Origin of the sequence: Rhodococcus sp. OK611, from assembly GCF_003050885.1 — a bacterium.
Taxonomy (GTDB): Bacteria; Actinomycetota; Actinomycetes; order Mycobacteriales; family Mycobacteriaceae; genus Rhodococcus_G; species Rhodococcus_G oryzae.
In genome coordinates, this window is sequence record NZ_QAOZ01000016.1 from 47,069 (window position 1) to 68,842 (window position 21,774).

The 21,774-nt window shown below is 68.4% G+C and carries 16 protein-coding genes; 14 read left to right on the top strand and 2 right to left on the bottom strand.

The features are described 5' to 3' along the window. Window position 1 precedes the first annotated feature (1 nt). The 10 genes from trpC to C8K38_RS20180 all read left to right on the top strand — a co-directional run bounded on the left by trpC (window position 2) and on the right by C8K38_RS20180 (window position 15,357). The gene (gene trpC, locus C8K38_RS20135; protein ID WP_097213196.1) at window positions 2–811 is read left to right on the top strand and encodes an indole-3-glycerol phosphate synthase TrpC; all 810 of its coding nucleotides are present in this window, start codon (window positions 2–4) and stop codon (window positions 809–811) included. Window positions 812–924: 113 nt separating this feature from the next. After that, window positions 925–2,184 (top strand): tryptophan synthase subunit beta, encoded by a 1,260-nt coding sequence (gene trpB / locus C8K38_RS20140; RefSeq protein ID WP_097213197.1) that lies wholly within the window; start codon window positions 925–927, stop codon window positions 2,182–2,184. Continuing rightward, entirely contained in the window at window positions 2,181–3,002 is an 822-nt protein-coding gene (gene trpA, locus C8K38_RS20145) for a tryptophan synthase subunit alpha (RefSeq protein ID WP_097213198.1), read from the top strand. The genes trpB and trpA overlap by 4 nt, the downstream gene beginning before the upstream one ends. Next, window positions 2,999–4,000, top strand: coding sequence for a prolipoprotein diacylglyceryl transferase (gene lgt, locus C8K38_RS20150; RefSeq protein WP_097213199.1), 1,002 nt, complete (start codon window positions 2,999–3,001; stop codon window positions 3,998–4,000). Before trpA ends, lgt begins: the two co-directional genes overlap by 4 nt. Before the next feature lie 30 nt (window positions 4,001–4,030). After that, complete coding sequence (locus C8K38_RS20155) at window positions 4,031–4,615, top strand: TM2 domain-containing protein (RefSeq protein ID WP_257017639.1); 585 nt, start codon at window positions 4,031–4,033, stop codon at window positions 4,613–4,615. 217 nt (window positions 4,616–4,832) lie between these two features. After that, window positions 4,833–9,416 carry a glutamate synthase large subunit gene (gene gltB / locus C8K38_RS20160; RefSeq protein WP_097213200.1) on the top strand — a complete coding sequence of 1,528 codons (4,584 nt, stop codon included), beginning with the start codon at window positions 4,833–4,835 and terminating at the stop codon, window positions 9,414–9,416. After that, entirely contained in the window at window positions 9,409–10,914 is a 1,506-nt protein-coding gene (locus C8K38_RS20165) for a glutamate synthase subunit beta (RefSeq protein WP_097213201.1), read from the top strand. Before gltB ends, C8K38_RS20165 begins: the two co-directional genes overlap by 8 nt. Window positions 10,915–11,009: 95 nt before the next feature. Continuing rightward, on the top strand, window positions 11,010–12,428 hold the full coding sequence (gene pyk, locus C8K38_RS20170; protein ID WP_077041837.1) for a pyruvate kinase: 1,419 nt from the start codon (window positions 11,010–11,012) through the stop codon (window positions 12,426–12,428). Then, window positions 12,429–13,331, top strand: coding sequence for an acyl-CoA thioesterase (locus C8K38_RS20175; RefSeq protein ID WP_097213202.1), 903 nt, complete (start codon window positions 12,429–12,431; stop codon window positions 13,329–13,331). Window positions 13,332–13,497: 166 nt separating this feature from the next. Next, window positions 13,498–15,357: an ABC transporter ATP-binding protein/permease gene (locus tag C8K38_RS20180; protein ID WP_097213203.1), complete on the top strand. Its 1,860-nt coding sequence runs from the start codon at window positions 13,498–13,500 to the stop codon at window positions 15,355–15,357. 9 nt (window positions 15,358–15,366) lie between these two features. Here the strand turns inward: C8K38_RS20180 and C8K38_RS26935 are convergent, their stop codons facing one another. Then, a complete protein-coding gene (locus C8K38_RS26935; RefSeq protein WP_143548497.1) occupies window positions 15,367–15,558 on the bottom strand; it encodes a hypothetical protein in 192 nt (63 codons plus the stop codon). A 305-nt stretch (window positions 15,559–15,863) separates the two neighbouring features. Here C8K38_RS26935 and C8K38_RS20185 point away from each other — a divergent pair, with 305 nt between their 5' ends. Continuing rightward, entirely contained in the window at window positions 15,864–16,847 is a 984-nt protein-coding gene (locus C8K38_RS20185) for an alpha/beta hydrolase (protein WP_097213204.1), read from the top strand. A 15-nt stretch (window positions 16,848–16,862) separates the two neighbouring features. Here the strand turns inward: C8K38_RS20185 and C8K38_RS20190 are convergent, their stop codons facing one another. Continuing rightward, on the bottom strand, window positions 16,863–17,324 hold the full coding sequence (locus C8K38_RS20190) for an SRPBCC family protein (RefSeq protein WP_097213205.1): 462 nt from the start codon (window positions 17,322–17,324) through the stop codon (window positions 16,863–16,865). A 115-nt stretch (window positions 17,325–17,439) separates the two neighbouring features. Between C8K38_RS20190 and C8K38_RS20195 the strand changes: the two genes are divergently transcribed. The 3 genes from C8K38_RS20195 to C8K38_RS20205 all read left to right on the top strand — a co-directional run bounded on the left by C8K38_RS20195 (window position 17,440) and on the right by C8K38_RS20205 (window position 21,755). Further along, the gene (locus C8K38_RS20195) at window positions 17,440–18,516 is read left to right on the top strand and encodes a phosphatidylinositol-specific phospholipase C domain-containing protein (protein WP_097213206.1); all 1,077 of its coding nucleotides are present in this window, start codon (window positions 17,440–17,442) and stop codon (window positions 18,514–18,516) included. Window positions 18,517–18,721: 205 nt separating this feature from the next. Next, the gene (locus C8K38_RS20200; protein WP_257017641.1) at window positions 18,722–19,228 is read left to right on the top strand and encodes an AfsR/SARP family transcriptional regulator; all 507 of its coding nucleotides are present in this window, start codon (window positions 18,722–18,724) and stop codon (window positions 19,226–19,228) included. A 1,291-nt stretch (window positions 19,229–20,519) separates the two neighbouring features. Then, entirely contained in the window at window positions 20,520–21,755 is a 1,236-nt protein-coding gene (locus C8K38_RS20205; protein WP_257017642.1) for a multidrug effflux MFS transporter, read from the top strand. Window positions 21,756–21,774: the final 19 nt, after the last annotated feature.

Below are 21,774 nucleotides of genomic sequence, written 5' to 3' on the forward strand. Positions count from 1 at the left end.
GATGACGGTTCTCGATTCGATTCTCGACGGGGTGCGTGCAGACGTCGCAGCCCGTGAATCCGTTCTGGACTTCACAGCCGTGAAGGCGGCCGCGGCCGCCGCTCCGGCGGCACTCGACGCCGCCGCCGCGTTGCGGGCTTCCGGTATCGGGGTGATCGCCGAGGTCAAGCGGGCCAGCCCGTCCAAGGGCACGCTCTCGGACATCGCGGACCCCGCCGAGCTTGCGTTGGCGTACCAGCAGGGCGGCGCGCGGGTGATCAGCGTGCTGACCGAGGAGCGTCGTTTCCGTGGCTCGCTCGCGGACCTCGACGCCGTGCGGGCGGCCGTGACGATCCCGGTGCTGCGCAAGGACTTCATCGTCGGCCCGTACCAGATCCACGAGGCCAGGGCCCACGGCGCCGATGTGATCCTGCTGATCGTCGCCGCCCTCGAACAGGACGCGCTCGCGTCGCTGCTCGACCGCACCGAGTCCCTCGGCATGACCGCCCTCGTTGAGGTGCACACCGAGGAGGAGGCCGACCGGGCCCTCGAGGCGGGCGCGAGCGTCATCGGCATCAACGCGCGCAACCTCAAGACCCTCGAGGTGGACCGCGACACGTTCGCCCGTATCGCCCCCGGGCTGCCGACCGAGGTCGTCAAGATCGCCGAGTCCGGAGTCCGCGGGACCGCGGATCTGCTGGCGTACGCGGGCGCGGGCGCGGATGCGGTCCTCGTCGGCGAGGGCTTGGTCACCAGCGGCGATCCGCGCACGGCCGTCAAGGATCTGGTGGCCGCCGGGGCGCACCCGTCCTGCCCCAAGCCCGCTCGCTGACCGACCCCTGGCGGTCGGACCCGACGTGAGTTCGGTCGCACCGACTAAGGCAGACTGGACGGGTGAGCACAGACGATCCCGTACTTTCCGCCAAGGGCCGCGGCCTTCCCCGCATGAGTGCCGGTGTGACCGAGCGCAGCGCCCACGAGCCCGATCAGGGCGGCCATTTCGGTGTCTTCGGCGGACGGTACGTCCCCGAGGCACTGATGGCGGTGATCGAGGAGGTCACCGCCGAGTACGACAAGGCCCGCGGGGACGACTCGTTCCTGAACGAGCTGGATCGGCTGCAGCGTGACTACACCGGCCGTCCGTCGCCGGTGTACGAGGCCACTCGGCTCAGCGAGCACGCGGGCGGCGCCCGGCTGCTGCTCAAGCGGGAAGACCTGAACCACACCGGTTCTCACAAGATCAACAACGTTCTCGGGCAGGCGCTGCTGGCCAAGCGGATGGGCAAGACGCGCGTCATCGCCGAGACCGGCGCCGGCCAGCACGGCGTCGCCACCGCCACCGCCTGCGCGCTGCTCGGCCTCGACTGCGTGGTGTACATGGGTGAGGTCGACACCAAGCGTCAGGCGCTCAACGTCGCTCGGATGCGTCTGCTCGGCGCCGAGGTGATCCCGGCGATGACCGGCTCGCGCACCCTCAAGGACGCCATCAACGAGGCGTTGCGTGACTGGGTCACCAACGCGCACAACACCTATTACTGCTTCGGCACGGCCGCCGGGCCGCATCCCTTCCCGGTCATGGTCCGCGACTTCCAGCGCATCATCGGTCTCGAGGCGCGGGCGCAGGTGCTGGCGCACACCGGTCGGCTGCCTGACGCGGTCGCAGCCTGCGTCGGCGGTGGATCCAACGCCATCGGCATCTTCCACGCGTTCATCGACGACCCGTCGGTTCGGCTCGTCGGCCTCGAGGCCGCGGGCGACGGCGTCGAGACCGGCAGGCATGCCGCGACCATCACCGGTGGCTCCCCGGGTGCACTGCACGGGGCCTACTCGTACCTGCTGCAGGACGAGGACGGTCAGACCATCGACTCGCACTCGATCTCCGCCGGGCTCGACTATCCGGGCGTTGGACCCGAGCATTCGTTCCTCAACGACATCGGCCGGGCCGAGTACCGCCCGATCACCGACACCGAGGCGATGGACGCGTTCGCGTTGCTCAGCCGCACCGAGGGCATCATCCCCGCCATCGAGTCGGCGCACGCCGTGGCAGGCGCCCTCAAGCTCGGCAAGGAGCTCGGCGAGGGCGCGATCGTTTTGGTCAACATCTCCGGCCGCGGCGACAAGGACGTCGACACCGCCGCGAAGTGGTTCGGCCTGATGCCGGACAGCGACACCGACCACTCCAACGAGGAAGGCCAGGCGAAGTGACCGCACCGCAGCCGCACGCCGCAGCACCGTCCCGCCTGGGTGAGCTCTTCGCGCAGTGTCGAGCGGAGAAGAGGGCCGCGCTGGTCGGGTACCTGCCCGCCGGCTACCCCGACCTGCCCGGCTCGATCGAGGCGTTCGAGACGCTGGTCTCCTCCGGCTGCGACCTGATCGAGGTCGGCATCCCGTACAGCGACCCGGTGATGGACGGACCCACGATCCAGGCGGCCGCGGACGCGGCCCTGGTCGCCGGGTTCCGGGTCCGGGACGTGTTCACCGTCGTCGAGGCGATCAGCAAGGCCGGTGGCAAGGCGGTCGTGATGACCTACTGGAACCTGGTCCTCAAGTACGGCGTCGACGAGTTCGCCCGGGACCTCGCCGCCGCGGGCGGCCTGGGGATCATCACCCCCGACCTCATCCCGGACGAGGCCGCCGACTGGCTGGCCGCCTCCGAAAAGTACGGACTGGACCGGACCTTCCTGGTCGCGCCCTCCTCGACCAACGAGCGCCTCGCCAAGACCGTCGACCTGTGCCGCGGCTTCGTCTACGCGACCTCGACGATGGGCGTCACCGGCGCCCGCGACGCGGTGTCCAACATGGCGCCGGAGCTGGTGGCGCGGGTGCGTGAGCACTCCGACATCCCGGTCGGCGTCGGGCTCGGCGTGCGCTCCGGCGCGCAGGCCGCCGAGATCGCCGCCTACGCGGACGCGGTCATCGTCGGCTCGGCGCTGGTGACGGCTGTGGCCGAGGGCCAGGAGGCGTTGCGCGCGATCACCACCGAACTCGCCGCGGGAGTCCGCTCGGCTACCGTGGCGTCGTGACTTCGACTGCCGACATCCTTGCCTATATCCCGAGCCCGCCCCAGGGCGTGTGGTCGATCGGCCCGATTCCGCTGCGCGCCTACGCGCTGTTCATCATCGTCGGCATCGTCGTCGCGGCGGTGTGGGGCGACCGGCGCTGGGTCGCCCGCGGTGGCGAGAAGGGCACGGTCCTCGACATCGCGATCTGGGCCGTCCCGTTCGGGTTGATCGGTGGCCGGCTGTACCACGTGGCCACCGACTGGAGCACCTACTTCGGTGAGGGCGGCAACCCGGTCGATGCGCTGAAGATCTGGCAGGGCGGCCTCGGCATCTGGGGTGCCGTGCTGTTCGGTGGTATCGGGGCCTGGATCGGCTGCCGACAGCGTGGGGTTCCGCTGCCCGCCCTCGGTGACGCCGTCGCGCCGGGAATCCTGCTCGCGCAGGCGATCGGACGGATCGGCAACTACTTCAACCAGGAGCTGTACGGGCGCGAGACGACCGTGCCCTGGGGCCTGGAGATCTTCGAGCGGGTCAACGCGGACGGCCGGCTGGATCAGCTGGCCGGCACCTCCACCGGGGTGGTGGAGAAGGTCGTGCACCCCACCTTCCTGTACGAGCTCGTCTGGAACCTGCTGATCGTCGTGCTGCTGGTCTGGGTGGACCGCCGCTACCGGATCGGCCACGGCCGGTTGTTCGCGCTCTACGTCGCCGGATACTGCATGGGCCGTCTCTTCGTCGAGCTCCTGCGCGACGACTACGCGACCCACATCGCCGGGATCCGGATCAACGTGTTCACGTCGATCATCGTGTTCATCGGAGCGGTGATCTACTTCCTCGCGGCGAAGAAGGGCCGGGAGGCCCCGGAGGAGCTCCAGCCGAAGCATCCTCGGGAGCCTGTGGCGACCGCAGTCGCGGCGACCGGTTCATCCGCGACCGGGGGGTCGGAAGGAGCACCCGACGCGGGCCCCGCGGGCCCCGCGGAATCCGGCGGTACCGAGGCGGGCAAGACCGACAGTTAGCTCATGAACAACCAGGGGGGAGATATCGACATGTCTGAGGTACCAGAGGGCGGATCGACACCGGGTCCCGTGTACGGACCCGAGGGCACCGGCCCGGGATGGCTCATGGACGCCGGCGCGACCGCGCCGCAGCAGGAGGCTTACGGGCAGCAGCCCACGCAGCCGCAGCCACAGGCTTATGGGCAGCAGCCCACGCAGGCACAACCGCAGGCCTACGGGCAGCCGCCCGTGCAGCCCTTCGGCCAGCCCTACGCGCAACAGCCCTATGGTCAGCAGCCCTTCGTGCAGCCGGCGTATTTCGGCGGCGCCCCGGAGGCGCCCTTCGGACGCGACCCGCTGACCGGCGAACCGCTGTCGGACAAGTCGAAGGCGACCGCGGGCCTGCTGCAGATCCTGCTGCCCTTCGTCGGGATCTGCGGTGTCGGCCGCCTCTACGTGGGCAGTACCGGCATCGGTCTGGCGCAGCTGCTGCTCTTCTGGTTGGGCGTCATCACGACGTTCCTGCTGATCGGTTTCGTCATATTCCCGGTCGTGTGGCTCTGGTCGTTCATCGACGGGATCATGATGTTCTCCGGCAACGTCAAGGACGGGCAGGGCAGGCCGCTCAGGGGCTGATCGGTCCTGGTTACGCCCCTATACTCGGGCGTTTCTGCTGCTAAACTGAGCACGCCCGAGTGTGACGCTCGGAGTTTTCTTTTCGGGCCAGAGTCGTCCCGGAACCCCGAACTGGTGTGATCTCCACCCGACCCGGTGGGACCCGCCAGCCGAGGCTCCGTGCGATGGCCCCGCGCGCCACACCCGGCAGCCTTCCCGGCCGATGTGGAGGTGCCCGTTGCTGTTCTCTCGCTCGCCCGCGCCGCAGGGTCTGTACGACCCGGCCCAGGAGGCCGATTCCTGCGGCGTCGCGATGGTGGCTGACATCCTCGGCAGGCGCTCACACTCGATCGTCGCGGACGGGCTCCTCGCCCTGGCGAATCTCGAACACCGCGGGGCCGCGGGCGCCGAGCCGAACAGCGGTGACGGCGCGGGCATCCTGCTGCAGCTGCCGACCGCCCTGCTGGCCGAGGTGGCCGGGTTCGAGCTGCCCGAGCCGAACCCCGACGGCGCGAACACATACGCCGCCGGGATCTGTTTCCTCCCGCGGGACCCGGATCGACGCGCCGCCGCCGTCGAGCGGATCAGTGCGATCGCCGAGGACGAGGGACTCGAGGTGCTCGGCTGGCGCGAGGTGCCCGTCGACCCCGACGGCGCCGACATCGGCCACTCCGCGCGCGACTGCATGCCGCACATGAGCCAGCTGTTCGTCGCGGCACCGGCGGGTCCGGACGGGCGGCCCGCGGACCTGGTACTGGACCGCCTGGTCTACGGGCTGCGCAAGCGCGCCGAGCAGGTGAGCCCCGAGGTCGAGGCGGATGGCACGGGGGTGTACTTCCCGTCGTTGTCGAGCCGGACGATCGTCTACAAGGGGATGCTGACCACCGCGCAGCTGCCCGCGTTCTTCCCCGACCTGCGCGATGACCGCTGCCACAGCGCGATCGCGATCGTGCACAGCAGGTTCTCCACCAACACCTTCCCGTCCTGGCCCCTCGCGCATCCGTTCCGATTCGTCGCGCACAACGGCGAGATCAACACCGTGCGCGGGAACCGCAACCGGATGCACGCCAGGGAGGCGCTGCTCGCCAGCGCGCTGATCCCCGGCGATCTCACACGGCTCTTTCCGATCTGCACACCCGAGGCCTCGGACTCCGCGTCCTTCGACGAGGTGCTCGAGCTGCTGCATCTCGGCGGACGCAGCGTGGCGCACGCGGTGATGATGATGGTCCCGGAGGCGTGGGAGAACGACGCCCAGATGAAGGCCGAGCGGCGCGACTTCTACCGCTTCCACGCCTCGCTGATGGAGCCGTGGGACGGCCCCGCCTGTGTGACCTTCACCGACGGCACCGAGGTCGGGGCGGTGCTCGACCGCAACGGCCTGCGTCCCGGCCGGTGGTGGCAGACGGCGGACGGGCGGGTGATCCTCGCCAGCGAGAGCGGCGTCCTCGACGTGCCGCCGTCCGAGGTGGTGGCCAAGGGCAGGCTCGAACCCGGCCAGATGTTCCTCGTCGACACCGCGGTCGGTCGGATCGTGCCGGACGCGGAGGCCAAGCTGCGGCTGGCCAGGGAGCGTCCGTACTCGGAGTGGCTGCACAGCGGGCTGCTCGAGCTCAGGGAGCTGCCCGAACGCGCGCACATGCAGCATCCGCACGAGTCGGTGGTGCTGCGGCAGGTTGTCTTCGGATACACGGAGGAGGACCTCCGGATCCTGCTCGCCCCCATGGCCTCCGCGCCGGGTGAGCCGCTGGGCTCGATGGGCACCGACACCCCGGTGGCGGTCATGTCGCAGCGTTCGCGGTTGCTCTACGACTACTTCATCGAACTGTTCGCACAGGTGACCAACCCGCCGCTGGACGCGATCCGGGAGGAGGTCGTCACGTCCCTCTCGCGGGTGATGGGACCGGAACAGAACCTGCTCGAACCGACCGCGGCCTCGTGCAGGCAGATCGTGCTGCCCTGGCCGGTCCTCGACAACGACGAGCTCGGCAAGATCATCCACATCAACGACGACGGCGACAACCAGGGCCTGGCCGCCACGGTGCTGCGCGCGCTCTACGACGTCGAGCGCGGCGGCACGGGCATGGCCGAGGCGATCGAGGAGTTGCGGTCGGCGGCGAGCGAGGCGATCGCGGCGGGGTACCGGACGCTGATCATCTCCGACCGCGACTCGGACCATGCCCGCGCGCCGATCCCGTCGCTGCTCGCGGTCTCCGCCGTGCACCACCACCTGGTGCGGACGAAGGAGCGCACCAAGGTGGCGCTGGTCGTCGAGACCGGCGACGCGCGCGAGGTGCACCACCTGGCGCTGCTGATCGGTTTCGGCGCCGCCGCGGTCAACCCGTACCTGGCGATGGAGTCCATCGAGGACCTGGTCAGTGAGGGCGAGCTGGTCGGCGTCGAGCCGCAGATCGCGGTCCGCAACTACCTGACCGGGCTGGGCAAGGGCGTGCTGAAGGTGATGTCCAAGATGGGCATCTCGACCGTCGGGTCCTACACGGCGGCACAGGTTTTCGAGGCCATCGGACTCGACCGCGAACTGGTCGACGAGTACTTCACAGGCACCGTCAGCAAACTCGGCGGCGTGGGCCTCGACGTGCTCGCCGAGGAGGTCCGGATCCGGCAGCGGATCGCGTACCCCGACAACCCGACCGATCGGGCGCACCGCCGCCTGGAGGTGGGCGGCGAATACCAGTTCCGGAGGGAGGGCGAGCTGCACCTGTTCACCCCCGAGACGGTGTTCCTGCTCCAGCACGCGACCCGATCGGGCCAGCACGAGGTGTTCGCCCGGTACAGCGAGGAGGTCAATCGGCTGGCCGCGGCCGGCGGCGCGCTGCGCGGGCTGTTCCGGTTCCGTGAGGGGCTGCGCGAGCCCGTACCGCTCGACGAGGTGGAGTCGGTGGAGTCCATCGTCACGCGCTTCAACACCGGCGCGATGAGCTACGGCTCGATCTCGGCCGAGGCGCACGAGACGATGGCGATCGCGATGAACAACCTGGGCGGGCGGTCGAATTCGGGGGAGGGCGGCGAGGACACCGATCGGCTCTACGATCCGCGCAGGCGCAGCGCGGTCAAGCAGGTCGCCAGCGGCCGGTTCGGCGTCACCAGCGACTACCTGGTGAACGGCACCGACATCCAGATCAAGATGGCGCAGGGCGCGAAGCCGGGGGAGGGCGGGCAGTTGCCCGCCTACAAGGTGTACCCATGGGTGGCCAAGACCAGGCACTCGACGCCCGGCGTCGGACTGATCTCCCCGCCGCCGCACCACGACATCTACTCGATCGAGGATCTCGCCCAGCTGATCCACGATCTGAAGAACGCCAACGAGCAGGCCCGCGTGAACGTGAAGCTGGTCAGCTCGGTCGGCGTCGGCACGGTCGCGGCCGGGGTGTCGAAGGCACACGCCGACGTGGTGCTCATCTCCGGCCACGACGGCGGCACCGGGGCGTCCCCACTCACCTCCCTCAAGCACGCGGGCGCGCCATGGGAGATCGGGCTCGCCGACGCGCAGCAGACGTTGGTGCTCAACGGCCTTCGGGACCGGATCACCGTCCAGTGTGACGGTGGCATGCGCACCGCCCGCGATGTGATGGTGGCGGCACTGCTCGGCGCGGAGGAGTTCGGGTTCTCCACGGCGCCACTGATCGTGGCCGGCTGCATCATGATGCGGGTCTGCCACCTCGACACCTGTCCGGTCGGGGTGGCCACCCAGAACCCGGAGCTACGCAAGCGGTACAACGGCAAGCCGGAGTTCGTCGAGGAGTTCTTCCGGTTCATCGCCCAGGACGTCCGGGAGTACCTGGCGCAGCTCGGGTTCCGCAGTGTCGACGAGGCGGTTGGCCGGGCCGACGTGCTCGAGACCGCGGAGGGCATCGCGCACTGGAAGAGCCGTGGGCTCGACCTGTCGGCGATCTTCGAGATCCCGACCGACCGCGACGGCACACCGATGACCCAGCGCCGCAGGCAGCGCGATCAGGACCACGGGCTGGAGCTGGCGCTGGACCGCACCCTGATCCAGCTCGCCGAGGGCGCGCTGGAGGACGCGCACCCCGTCCGGCTGGAGCTGCCCGTACGCAACGTCAACCGCACGGTCGGCACCCTGCTGGGGTCGGAGGTGACCCGCCGCTACGGCGCGGAGGGTTTGCCGGACGACACCATCCGGTTGGAGCTGACCGGCTCGGCGGGCCAGTCGCTTGGCGCCTTCCTGCCGCCAGGGGTGACGATCGACATGATCGGCGACGCAAACGACTATGTCGGCAAGGGGCTCTCGGGTGGCCGGATCGTGGTGCGGCCGTCCCCGGACGCGACGTTCGTGGCGCAGGCCCAGGTGATCGCGGGAAACACGATCCTCTACGGCGCCACGTCCGGCGAGGTCTACCTGCGTGGACTGGTGGGTGAGCGGTTCTCGGTGCGCAACTCCGGCGCCACCGCGGTCGTCGAGGGGGTCGGGGATCACGCCTGCGAGTACATGACCGGCGGGCGCGTCGTGGTGCTCGGGCGCACCGGGCGCAACCTCGCGGCGGGCATGTCGGGCGGCATCGCGTACGTGCTGGATCTGGATCCGGAGATGGTGAACCGGGCGATGGTGACGCTGCAGCCGCTCGATGCAGACGACCTCGCGTGGCTGTCCGAGGCGGTCGCGCAGCACCGGCACTGGACCGGGTCGCCGTTGGCGGCCTCGGTGCTGGCGGACTGGCCGCGCCGAAGCGCGTTGTTCACCAAGGTGCTGCCGGTCGACTACCAGCGGGTGCTCGACGCGACCCGGCTCGCGCGCGCCGAGGGCCGGGACGTGGACACGGCGATCATGGAGGCGGCTCGTGGCTGATCCCCAGGGCTTCATGAAGGTGGTCAAGAAGGACGCGCCCAAGCGCCCGGTCACCGAGCGCATCGGCGACTGGGACGAGGTCTATGCGGAGCAGCCCGCCGCCGAGCGGGCCAGGGAGGTGGCCGAGCAGGCGACCCGGTGCATGGACTGCGGGGTTCCGTTCTGCCACTCCGGTTCCGCGGGATGCCCGCTGGGCAACCTGATCCCCGACTGGAACGACCTGGTACGCCGGGACCGGTGGGGTGCGGCCAGCGAACGGCTGCACGCCACGAACAACTTTCCGGAGTTCACGGGGCGGGTCTGTCCGGCGCCTTGCGAGGCGGCGTGTGTGCTGTCGATCGCCGAGAACGACACCGGCGGCTCGGTGACGATCAAGCGGATCGAGCAGGCCATCGCGGACGCGGCGTGGGAGGGCGGCATCGTCGTGCCCCAGCACCCGGTGATCAGCACGGGCAAGAAGGTCGCGGTGGTCGGCTCGGGACCCGGTGGCCTGGCCGCGGCGCAGCAGCTCACCCGGGCAGGGCACGACGTGACGGTGTTCGAGCGCGACGACCGCCTCGGCGGACTGCTGCGGTACGGCATCCCCGCGTTCAAGATGGACAAGTCGATTCTGGAGCGGCGCCTGTCCCAGATGCGATCGGAGGGAACCCATTTCGTCACCGACTGCGAGGTGGGCGTCGATCTGACCGTCGAACAACTGCGCGCCCGGTTCGACGCCGTGGTGCTGGCCGTCGGTGCGCTGCGGGCGCGGGACAACACGATCGTGGAGGGCCGCGAACTCAAGGGCATCCACCTGGCGATGGACCACCTGGTGCCGTCGAACCGGGAATGCGAGGGCGACGGCGCGAGCCCCGTCACCGCGAAGGGGAAGCACGTGGTGATCATCGGGGGCGGCGACACCGGGGCCGACTGTCTCGGGACCGCGCACCGTCAGGGCGCGGCGTCGGTGACGCAGCTCGACTACAACCCGGAGCTGCCAACCGAGCGCGACGACGAGCGTTCCCCGTGGCCGTCCTGGCCGATGGTGCTGCGCACCTCGCCGGCGCACGCCGAGGGCGGCGTCCGGCGCTACGAGGTGGCGGTGCAGCGCTTCCTCGGCGACGAGCAGGGCAACGTGCGGTCGATGGTGCTGGCGGAGGTGAAGGTCAGCCGGGACGAGGAGGGGCGCAGGCACGTCCGGCCCGTCGGCGAGGAGGTCGAACTGCCCTGTGAGATGGCGCTGTTCGCGATCGGATTCGAGGGCGTCGAGTACAGCCGGATGCTCGACGATCTCGGGCTGTCGCTGACCAGGCGCGGCGTGCTGTCGTGCGGCCCGGACTGGCAGACCACGGCGCCGGGCGTCTTCGTCTGCGGCGACGCGCACCGCGGGGCCTCGTTGGTGGTGTGGGCGATCGCCGAGGGCCGGTCAGCGGCGCGCGGTGTCGACGTGTACCTCACCGGGCACTCGGACCTGCCGTCGCCCGTGCACCCGACGGCGCTGCCGCTCGCCGTCGTGTGAATCGCAGGCAAACGCAAAGGGTCTAATTGTTTGTATGTATGCACAATTCACCGCCTGCGATGGAGATGAGTGAGGGCACCGACTAGGCTCGACGCGTGACCCGACGGACGAAAATTGTGTGCACGCTCGGCCCCGCAACCGCGACCGGGGATCGCATTCGTGAGCTCGTCGAGAGCGGCATGGACGTGGCCCGGTTGAACTTCAGTCACGGCGAACACGCCGACCACGAGGAGAACTATCGCCGGGTCCGCGAGGCCTCGGACGTGACCGGCAAGGCCGTCGGCATCCTCGCCGACCTCCAGGGCCCCAAGATCCGGCTCGGCCGCTTCGCCACCGGCAGCACCGTGTGGGAGAACGGCGAGGAGGTGCGGATCACCGTCGAGGACTGCGACGGCACCCACGACCGCGTCTCCACCACCTACCGCGAGCTGGCCAAGGACGCCAAGCCCGGCGATCGGCTGCTGGTCGACGACGGCAAGGTCGGACTGACGGTCACCGCCGTCGACGGCAACGACGTCGTCTGCGAGGTGACCGAGGGCGGTCCGGTCAGCAACAACAAGGGCGTCTCGCTGCCCGGCATGGATGTCTCGGTGCCTGCCATGTCCGAGAAGGACATCGAGGACCTCGAGTTCGCGCTGCGGCTCGGCGTGGACTTCATCGCACTGTCCTTCGTGCGGTCGCCCGCGGACATCGAGCTCGTGCACGCGGTCATGGACCGCCTCGATCGCCGCGTCCCGGTGATCGCGAAGCTGGAGAAGCCCGAGGCGATCGAGAACCTCGAGGCCGTGGTGCTGGCCTTCGACGCGGTGATGGTGGCCCGCGGCGACCTCGGCGTCGAGCTGCCCCTCGAGCAGGTGCCGCTGGTGCAGAAGCGCGCCATCCAGATCGCGCGGGAGAACGCCAAGCCCGTGATCGTCGCGACGCAGATGCTCGAGTCGATGATCGAGAACTCCCGGCCGACCCGCGCCGAGGCCTCGGACGTCGCGAACGCCGTCCTCGACGGCGCCGACGCGGTGATGCTGTCCGGCGAGACCTCGGTCGGCAAGTTCCCGATGGAGACCGTGCAGACGATGGCCCGGATCGTGGAAGCGGTCGAGGCCGAGTCCACCCGGGTGCCCCCGCTGACCCACGTCCCGCGGACCAAGCGCGGCGTGATCTCCTACGCGGCACGCGACATCGGCGAGCGCCTCGATGCCAAGGCGCTGGTCGCGTTCACCCAGTCAGGCGACACGGTCCGCAGGCTGGCCCGGCTGCACACGCACCTGCCGCTGCTCGCGTTCACCCCGTTGCCGGAGGTGCGCAGCCAGCTGACCCTGACCTGGGGCACCGAGACCTTCCTGGTGTCGCCGGTCTCGACGACGGACCAGATGATCGGGCAGGTCGACACCGCGCTACTGTCCCTCGGCCGGTACAACAAGGGCGACCTCGTCGTGATCGTGGCCGGTTCGCCCCCGGGCACCGTCGGCTCGACCAACCTGATTCACGTGCACCGCATCGGAGAAGAGGACCACTAGGTGACTGACCTGGGGGCACAGCCCCGCCCTGTTCGGGCGGGGGATCTCGACACCCTTCTCAGCGTGCTCGACCTCGAGCAGCTCGACGAGGACGTGTTCCTCGGGCAGCACCCGCCCCAGGCCCAGCTCGGCAGCCGGACGTTCGGCGGCCAGCTGGTGTCCCAGGCGATCATCGCGGCCGGGCGTACGGTCTCCGGTGACCGGCCGGTGCACGCAATCAACGCCCATTTCATCCGGGGCGGCGATGTGAAGCGGCCGATCGAGTACCGGGTGCAGCGCCACCGCGATGGCAGGGCCTTCGCGAACCGCCAGGTCGTCGCCTACCAGGACGATCAGGAGCTGTTCGTGATGCTCGTGGCCTTCCAGGACTGGGGCAAGGGTCTCGAGCACGCGGTCGAGGTCCCGGACGTGCCGTACCCGGACACCCTGCCGCCGCTCGGCGATCACTTCGTCGGGTACGAGGACCGGCTGCAGATGTTCGTCAACGCCCTCAAGCCGATCGACATGCGCTACGCGAACGACCCTAGCTGGATCCTCAAGGGCACAGGGGAGAAGCTCAACCACAACCGGGTCTGGATGAAGGCGGACGGCGAGCTGCCCGACGACCCGCTGCTGCACGTCGCGACGATGGGCTACTCGTCGGACACCACGGTGCTCGACTCGATCATCACCACCCACGGGCTGTCCTGGGGCCTGGACCGGATCGTCGCGGCCACCGTGAACCACTCGATCTGGTTCCACCGACCGTTCCGGTTCGACGAGTGGGTGCTGTACGCGACCGAGTCGCCTGTGGCGGCCGGCTCCCGCGGGTTGGCGACCGGCCGGTTCTTCTCGCTCGAGGGGCAGCTGCTCGCGACCGTTGTGCAGGAGGGCCTGATCCGGCACTTCCCGAGCCGGAAGTAGTCGCGCGTCCCCTCGCTACTGCGGGCGAAACTCGTTGACGCCGTGCAGGAACGGCACGACGGTGCCGTTGGTCGCGCTGCGCGGGTGTCATCGGGGTTAGACTTCGCCATCTCTACGGCGCGGGCGTCTGGTCGCTCGGGCCGTGAACGCGCGAATGGGGTGGCGTATGTCGGAAGACGGCGGGCTCGACTGGGACCACGAGGTCGTCACCAGCCTGATATGGACATTCCGGGCATTTGCCATTGCGGCGGTGTGCTTCGTCCTGATCGCCTACGTGCTCTTCCGGACCACCAGGTGGGGCAGGCAGTTCTGGCGGATCAGCGGCGACTACTTCAAGGGCCGCGAGAGCGCGCCGGTGTACGCACTGCTGGCAGTGGTGCTGTTCATGACGGTCTTCGCGGTCCGCATGACGGTGCTGTTCTCATACCAGGGCAACGAGATGTACACCGCTCTGCAGATGGCCGCGCAGTCCTTCGCTCAGGGCGATGTCGGGGCCTTGGACGCGGCGAAGGCGACGTTCTGGCGGAGCCTGTGGATCTTCGGGGTGCTGGCCACCATCCACGTTGCCCGTTCACTGCTGATCTACTACATCGGCCAGGCCTTCGACATCCGCTGGCGGGTGTGGTTGACCGAGCACGTGACCACCGACTGGCTGGAAGGGCGCGCGTTCTATCGCGACCGGTTCGTCGACGAGACCATCGACAACCCCGATCAGCGGATCCAGGCCGACATCACCGATTTCGTCACCATCTCGCGCTCGCTGTCCATGGGCGCGGTCGGCGCGATCGTCTCCCTGGTGTCGTTCACGACCATCCTCTGGGACCTGTCCGGGCCGATGACGGTGTTCGGCACCGAGATCCCCCGCGCCATGGTCTTTCTCGTGTTCGGGTACGTGCTGCTCTCGACCATCGTCGCGTTCTGGATCGGCCGGCCGCTGATCCAGCTGAACTTCTGGAACGAGCGGCTCACCGCGAACTTCCGCTACGCGCTGGTCCGGGTCCGCGACAGCGCCGAGAACGTCGCCTTCTACCGAGGTGAGGGCGTCGAGCGGCACGGGCTGCTCTTCCGCTTCGCCGCCGTCATCCGCAACTACTGGCGAATCGTCTTCCGTACCTTGAAGTTCAACGGCTGGAACCTGGTGGTCAACCAGATCGCCGAGGTGTTCGCGTTCATCATCCAGGCGCCGCGGTTCTTCAACGGAACGATCACGCTCGGCGACATGACGCAGTCCGCGACCGCCTTCAGGCAGGTGCACGACTCGCTCTCGTTCTTCCGCGAGTCCTATGACGTCTTCGCCGGGTACCGGGCCAGCCTGATCCGTCTCAACGGTCTGATGGACGCCAACTCGGACTCGCGGGAACTGCCCGCGATCGCGGTCTCGGAGCTCGAGGGCGCGCTCCGGGTCGAGCGGGTGCAGGTGCGCAGGCCGGACGGGTTCTCGCTGATCGCGGACCTGGACCTGTCGATGGAGCCGGGCGACACCCTCGTGGTCAAGGGGCGCTCGGGCAGTGGCAAGACCACCCTGCTGCGCAGCCTCGCCGAGATGTGGCCCTTCACCGAGGGGCAGGTCAGGCGGCCCGCCGGAACCAAGACGCTGTTCCTGTCCCAGATGCCGTACCTGCCGCTCGGTGACCTACGGACCGCAGCCGCCTATCCGGGCACGCCGGACGAACTCGACGACGAGTCGATCCGGGAGGCCCTGCGGAAGGTGCAGCTCGCGAACCTGGTCGATCGGCTCGACGAGCGGGCGGACTGGGCGAAGATCCTCTCGCCGGGAGAGCAGCAGCGGATCGCGTTCGCCCGCATCCTGCTGATCCGGCCGGAGCTGGTGTTCCTGGACGAGGCCACCTCCGCGGTCGACGAGGGACTCGAGTATTCGCTGTACAGCCTGATCCGCACGGAGGTGCCCGACACCATCCTGGTGAGCGTCAGCCACCGCAGCACTGTCGACCAGCACCACGCGCAGCAGCTACAGCTCGCGGGCGACGGACCCTGGGACCTGTCCCCGGTGCCGGTGCGGGTGTAGGACGGGCGGTCAAGCCGGGCGCCAGCCGTTCGGCATGTGCTCGTCGGCGAACGCCAGCTTGATCCGGATCAGTTCCGATCGGTTGGGCTTGCCTGACTTCATCAGCAGCCCCTCCTGCTGGGCCTGTGCGTCGTACTCTTCGATCCGCACGGCGTCCATCTTCACCCCGACAAGGGGCCGGACCGGGCCCGGCCTAGGCATGACCGACCGCCCTCCGGCGTCCCCGAATCGACCACGTTCCCCGCATGATGCCGCCCCTCCCCAAGGATCTTTGTGGCCGTGCCACATTCGCCGGTCAATGTATCCAAACCGGACAAACCTATCGGTTGGTTTGATGGTAAATCTTGGGCCGGTCTCGCCAGGACACCGGGGCGTTTCAGGGTCGCGGAACGGTGTCGTTTCGGGCCACGTGCAGGTAACGATTGCGCGGAGGAGGCGACTCGGGTGCAGTCGAGGGGAATAGCGTGGTGCCACTGTGACTCATGTCACGACGGAGGTCGATGGCGATGCGCGGATCTACGAGGGGTGTCCAAGACGGAGCGCGGACCGCGGTGCTGCTGCTGATCGCGGCACTGGTGCTACCGCTCGGACTGGCGCTCGGCGCCGCCGCGCCCGCCTCGGCCAATCCGTACGACCGGTTCCACGAGGACTGGGTGCCTGCGCCGGGAGGGGTCGGGCATATCAAGGTCCGGATGTGGCTGGCGAACAACGGCAGCAACAAGGCCGTCTACCTTCTCGACGGGATCCGGGCGACCAACGACGTGAGCGGCTGGGAACACGAGACCAACGCCGCCTGGCTGTCGGATCACGGCGTCAACGTGATCGAACCGGTCGGCGGCGAGTCCAGCTTCTACGCGGATTGGTACGCCCCGAACAACTTCACCAACCAGCCGTACAAGTACATGTGGGAGTCGTTCCTCACCCAGAACCTGCCCGACCACCTGGCGGCCAGGTACGGCATCAGCCGGACCAGCAACGCCGTCGTCGGGTTGTCGATGGGCGGCAATGCGGCCCTGATCCTGGCGGCCCACCACCGCAACCAGTTCACCTTCGCCGGCGCGATGTCGGGCTACCTCAACCTGTCGGCACCCGGGATGCGGGAGGCGATCCGCATCGCGATGCTCGACGCGGGCCTGTACAACTCGGACTGCATGTGGGGCCCGCCCTGGGACCCGGCCTGGTTGCGGCACGACCCGTTCGTCCAGGCCGAGGGCCTGCGCGGGCTACCGATGTGGATCTCGGCCGCCAGCGGTCTGCCGGGCGTGCACAACCGTCCGGTCTATCCGATCGACTACGTCAACACCGCGACGGGGATGGGACTCGAGGCGCTCTCGCTGGCCCAGACCAGGGCATTCCAGGTGCGGTTGATGACCATGGGCATCGATTCCGCCCACTTCGACTTCCCGGCGACGGGAACCCACGCGTGGCCGTACTGGCAGGACCAGCTGTGGGCGATGCTGCCGATGCTCAAGGGCTCTATCGGGGCCTGACCCGGCGAACCGGAGTCAGGCCGCCTCGGCGGCGGCCGCTATGTCCCGCAGATCCTGCGTCATCATCTTCGCGGTGGCCTTCGCGCCGAGCCCGCCGAAGGACTTCATCAGCAGCTTCGCCAGGAAGGTGGATTTCCCGGGGTCGGCGTTGAAGGTCATCGAGAGGTCGGTGCCGTCGCCGCTCGGGGCGAGGGCGAAGGAGGTCGTGTAGTCGGCGCCGCGGGAGTTCGCCTTCACCACGGTCCGGCGCTCCGGGTCCACCTCGGCGACCCACATCTCCTCGGTGGCTTCCTTGCCCAGCATCTTGCGGGTCTCACGCCAGCGGGTGCCGACGGCGTAGCCCTCGCCGGCGACCCGCTCCGTGCTGATCACCCCGGTGAGCGTCGTCGCGGCCGCGTCGAGGTCGGTGAGCACCGCCCAGACCTTCGCCGGCGTCGCCGCCACGTGCCGGGTGAGCTGAATCTCGGTGTTCGACAAGGTCGGTGCCCTTCGTTCGGGAGATATCCAGCTCGGCTAGAACGGAACCAGGGGGCGCTCGGTGCCCGTACGCTGCCGGGTGTTCACCCTCCGTTCATCGTAAAGGCAGCACCAAGTGAATCCTTCTCGACAGGCAGGCATCGCCGCCCTCGCCGCCACCGCCGCGGTCCTGCTGGTCAGTGCCGTGCCCGCCCAGGCGGATCCGGCGGCCGCATCCGGATCGCCGTACTCGGCGACCACCGCGGTCGGCGTGCACAACGCCTACGAGCAGCAGACGTACGAGCACCTCGCGGACGCGTTGGACTCGGGAGCGGGCCTGATCGAACTCGATGTCTGGACCAACAGCTTCGACGTGGTCGCCAAGGGTGGCGGCATGAGTGATTGGCGGGTCTCGCACGAGAATCCGCTGGCGAACGTCAACAACTGCGCGAACGCGCCCGCGCCGGAGCAGTTGCGGGGCCTGTCCCGGGATCAGGATCTCGCCGGGTGCCTCGCCGATCTCCGGGTCTGGCACGACGCGAACCCCGGTCATCGGCCGGTGATGATCAAGATCGAGATGAAGGACGGCTTCAACGCCCCCGGTGGGCTCGGCCCGCGCGAGTTCGACGCCCTCCTGGACGAGCGGCTCGGCTCCGCGCTGTTCCGGCCGTCCGACCTGACCGGCGGCGCGTCCGTCACCCTCGACGAGGCCGTGCGCGCCGACGGCTGGCCAGGGCGGGGCGAGCTGGCGGGCAAGTTCATCGTCGAGCTGATCCCGGGAACAGTGGAGGAGAAGAACCCGGCCGATCCGCTGTGGACGGACGTCGAATACGCCACCCACCTCCGGGATCTGGCCGCGGCGGGCGCGCTGGACGAGGCCGTCGCCTTCCCTGCCGTGCATCGCGCGGAGGCGGGCGACCCCCGCCAGACCCGGTATCCGGACGCCACGGTCCGGCCGTGGTTCGTGATCTTCGACGGGGACGCCGCCGCGTTCGTGAACGGTGGCATCGACACCGCCTGGTATCGCGATCGCGGCTACCTGCTGGTGATGACCGACGCGCACCAGGTCGCCCCCGCGATCGACGGCACCAGCCCGTCGGAGGAGGCGGCGCGGGCCCGCGTCGACGAACTCGCGGCAGGCAACGCGAGCGTGGTGACCGCGGACTGGCACCCGCTGCCCGGGGTGCTCTCGCGGGTCGTGCCGAGGGGCTGAGACGGCCCGGGCGGGCAGGCGAGTCCGGTAACCTCTGGCGCTCAGGGGAATCGGCGGCGCTGAGGAGGGGGCGGGCCATGCCGGAAAGCCTGGAACTACGGGTGCTCGGGCCCGTCGCCGCGCTCCGCGACGGACGCCCGATGACCTCGCTGGTGCCCGTCAGCGCGCGCTGCTCGCGGCGCTCGTCCTCGCCTACCCGCACTCCGTGTCCGCCGACCGTCTGCTGGCCCAGGTGTGGCACGACCTGGATCAGCCCAAGCTCAGTTCGTTGCACGTCGCGATCTCCAAACTGCGCGACCTGCTCAGTCCGGACAGGGCCAGGCGCGAGGACGGGGTGCTGGTGCGCGATGGCAGCCGGTACCTGCTGTCCGCCGCGCGCGGAAGCGTCGACGTCGCGCGGTTCGAGGAGTTGGTCCGGATCGGCGCCGAGGTCGCGGAGACCTCCGCGGACGCGGCGGCGGCCGCCTACCTGGAGGCACTGTCGCTGTGGCGGGGCTCGCCGTACGCCGACATCGCCGGTTCCGAGTTCACGACGCCCGAGATCGCCCGACTGACCGCGATGCACCTCGAGACCCGCAGGTCGTTGCTCGAGGTGGGCTGGCCTGCGCCGGGAGCGATTCGCCGAGGTGGCGACGGAGGCGGAGGCCCTGACCGCCGAGCGGTGTTCACCAATGGCGGTTCGTTTGGGCTGCATGCGGGTTGGAAAGGTTGACCGGTCAGTGATCACACTTCAGAACGGCTCCAGATCACACAAATCTGGATCAGTTCCATATTGTTCGTATTGATGAACTGGTTGAAGGCGAGTGGACACCGATTCATGAGCCGGCACGCCACTCACTCTTGCCGTCTGCGTCTGGCCACGTGGAGCATTGCGGCCCGCGTCCATTTTCTCCGGCCACTGCATCGACCCGGCGGGGATCGTCTGAAGGCCGTCGGCGGTCGCCCAGACGGTTCCCCGGTGGTCGATCGTAACTCCAGGCCGGGTACTGAACATCGGTGTACTCCTGGGGGGGGTCGAGAGGCCCGGCGTCGAGCAGCGTCAGCAATCAGAACTGGCGGGTGCGGTCGTGAGTGACGGGCCCAGGTAGCGGCCACCACCCCGAGGGTCCTGTCCCGTCTGGAGGATAGTCGGTGATCCATACGAAGTCCCCGGCCTGCCCACCGAGAATGGACTAAGGGGAAGGATCTGCTCGGCGCCGGCGGTCAGGTCCCGCAGGACCGAGTCGTGCGCTCGCGCCCGGAGGACGCGCAGCGGTGAACCGGTCAGATAGGACAGGTCGTGGGCCTCTTTGGAGGTGAGCATCGGGGGAGGCAAGCATCGGGCCGACCGTCATCGCTCCGTGCGCGATTCCGTGCCCTCTCAGAGGCGATCGCGGACGGGCCATCCTGAACTGCACGAATCAGTTCCCCGCGACGGGGAAGGGACACCCCCAACGGGGTTGTGGACCCGACGCCCCCGTCCACTCCGCGCGCGGCATCTCTTCGAACACCCGACTGATGGTCGAAACGATCAATCCGAAACAGCGCAGGCCGACAAATCAGAGGCATGCAAATTTCGAGGTAAGTCCCACCGGTCGGAGGTATTTGTGCCGCAAATGGGATAATCCTGCCAAATGTCGCTTTTGGGAAGAAAATCCCGATCGTCTAATATGATGGATGGACCTCACAGGAAATCCTCAGGAACGATAATTCTTGAAATGCAAATCAGTTGCTGTGGCATGTATCACATTGTAACTTCTCGGTCGGCTCATCGGCGAACCTGTTGCTACTCTCGTTATAGAGATGCATCGTGTGGGCTAGTAATAGATTGGTTCGATCGCCAATTTGTCGGCTAGGCGTTGCGTCCATGAAACATGCCGTGTTCAAGGGGGGGACATGCTTTCTGTTAGTTGGCGTTCGGAGCTTGTTGAAATGGGTACGAGCAATGGCGCGATATTTCTGGCAGGGGCACTTGGTGCGTATTTGCGCATTGTTTCTTCGGTCGAGTATGGCTCGGCAGCATCATGAAATTCACCAATATGCAGATGAGTCAAGTTCGGTTGATTGCCGTGCTCGGCGCGTTGTCCGCCTTCGGGCCGGTCACCACCGATCTGTATCTGCCCGCGTTACCGCAGGCTGCGCACACCCTGGGTGTGACAACGTCTGGCATCCAATCGTCGCTGACTGCGTGCTTGCTCGGGCTTGCCATCGGTCAACTGCTGATCGGTCCGATGAGCGACGCGTGGGGGCGGCGGAGGCCAATGCTGGCTGGCATGGCCGTGTTCACGGTTGCCTCGCTGCTGTGTGCCGTCGCGGGTAACGTTCTGGTTCTCGACTTGCTGCGGCTGTTCCAGGGACTGGCCGGGGCCGCCGGGATCGTGATCTCCTTCGCCGTCATCCGTGATCTCTATGAGGGGACGGCCGCGAGCAAGGCCTACTCGTTCCTGTTGGCGGTCAACGGAATCGCGCCGATCTTGGCGCCGGTCATCGGAGCGCAGTTGCTGCGGGTCATGAATTGGCGCGGGCTGTTTGTGGTGCTTGCCGGGCTAGGTCTTATTTTCCTTGCGCTTGCCTACCTGTGGGTGCCGGAAACACTGGCACCCCAGCGTCGCCACGGCGGCGGGGCAGCGGCCGTGTGGGCAGGCTTACGTGCGGCGGTCACAGATCGACGGTTCGTTGGATATGTGCTGGTGGTCGCGCTCTCCTTCGCAGCGATGGTGGCCTACATTTCCGCATCGTCGTTCGTGTTTCAGCAGGTGTATGGGGTGTCCCCACAGCTGTTCAGTGTCTTCTTCGCCCTAAATGGTGCGGGCATCTTGCTGGCCAACGGCATCAATGTCCGATTGCTGAACCGCCGGTCACCCCGGTTGCTGCTCGATGCCGGATTGTGGGGGTTGGGGCTGGGGGCGGTGACGGTGTTGGTGGTCGTGTCGCTTCCGGGGCTATCGGTGTGGTGGCTGGTACCCCCGCTGTGGGTAATGGTGTCCTCGCTGGGATTCGTGCTTCCCAACGCGACCGCTCTCGCACTCGACGAACACGGTGACTCCGCCGGCAGCGCCGCGGCGATTCTCGGCTGCCAGCAGTTTCTGGCGGGGGCGATCGTCGCCCCGTTGGTCGGGGTCGGTGGCACAAGTGCCATTCCGATGGGGATCGTGGCGGCCGCCGCAAGCGCACTGGCAATCGTGGCCCGGCTGACGCTCGCCCGATCGCCACGACCTGCTGCGGTCGCCGACGACTCGCTCGCGCAGTGGATAAATTAGTCATTTCCGGGGAGTAAAG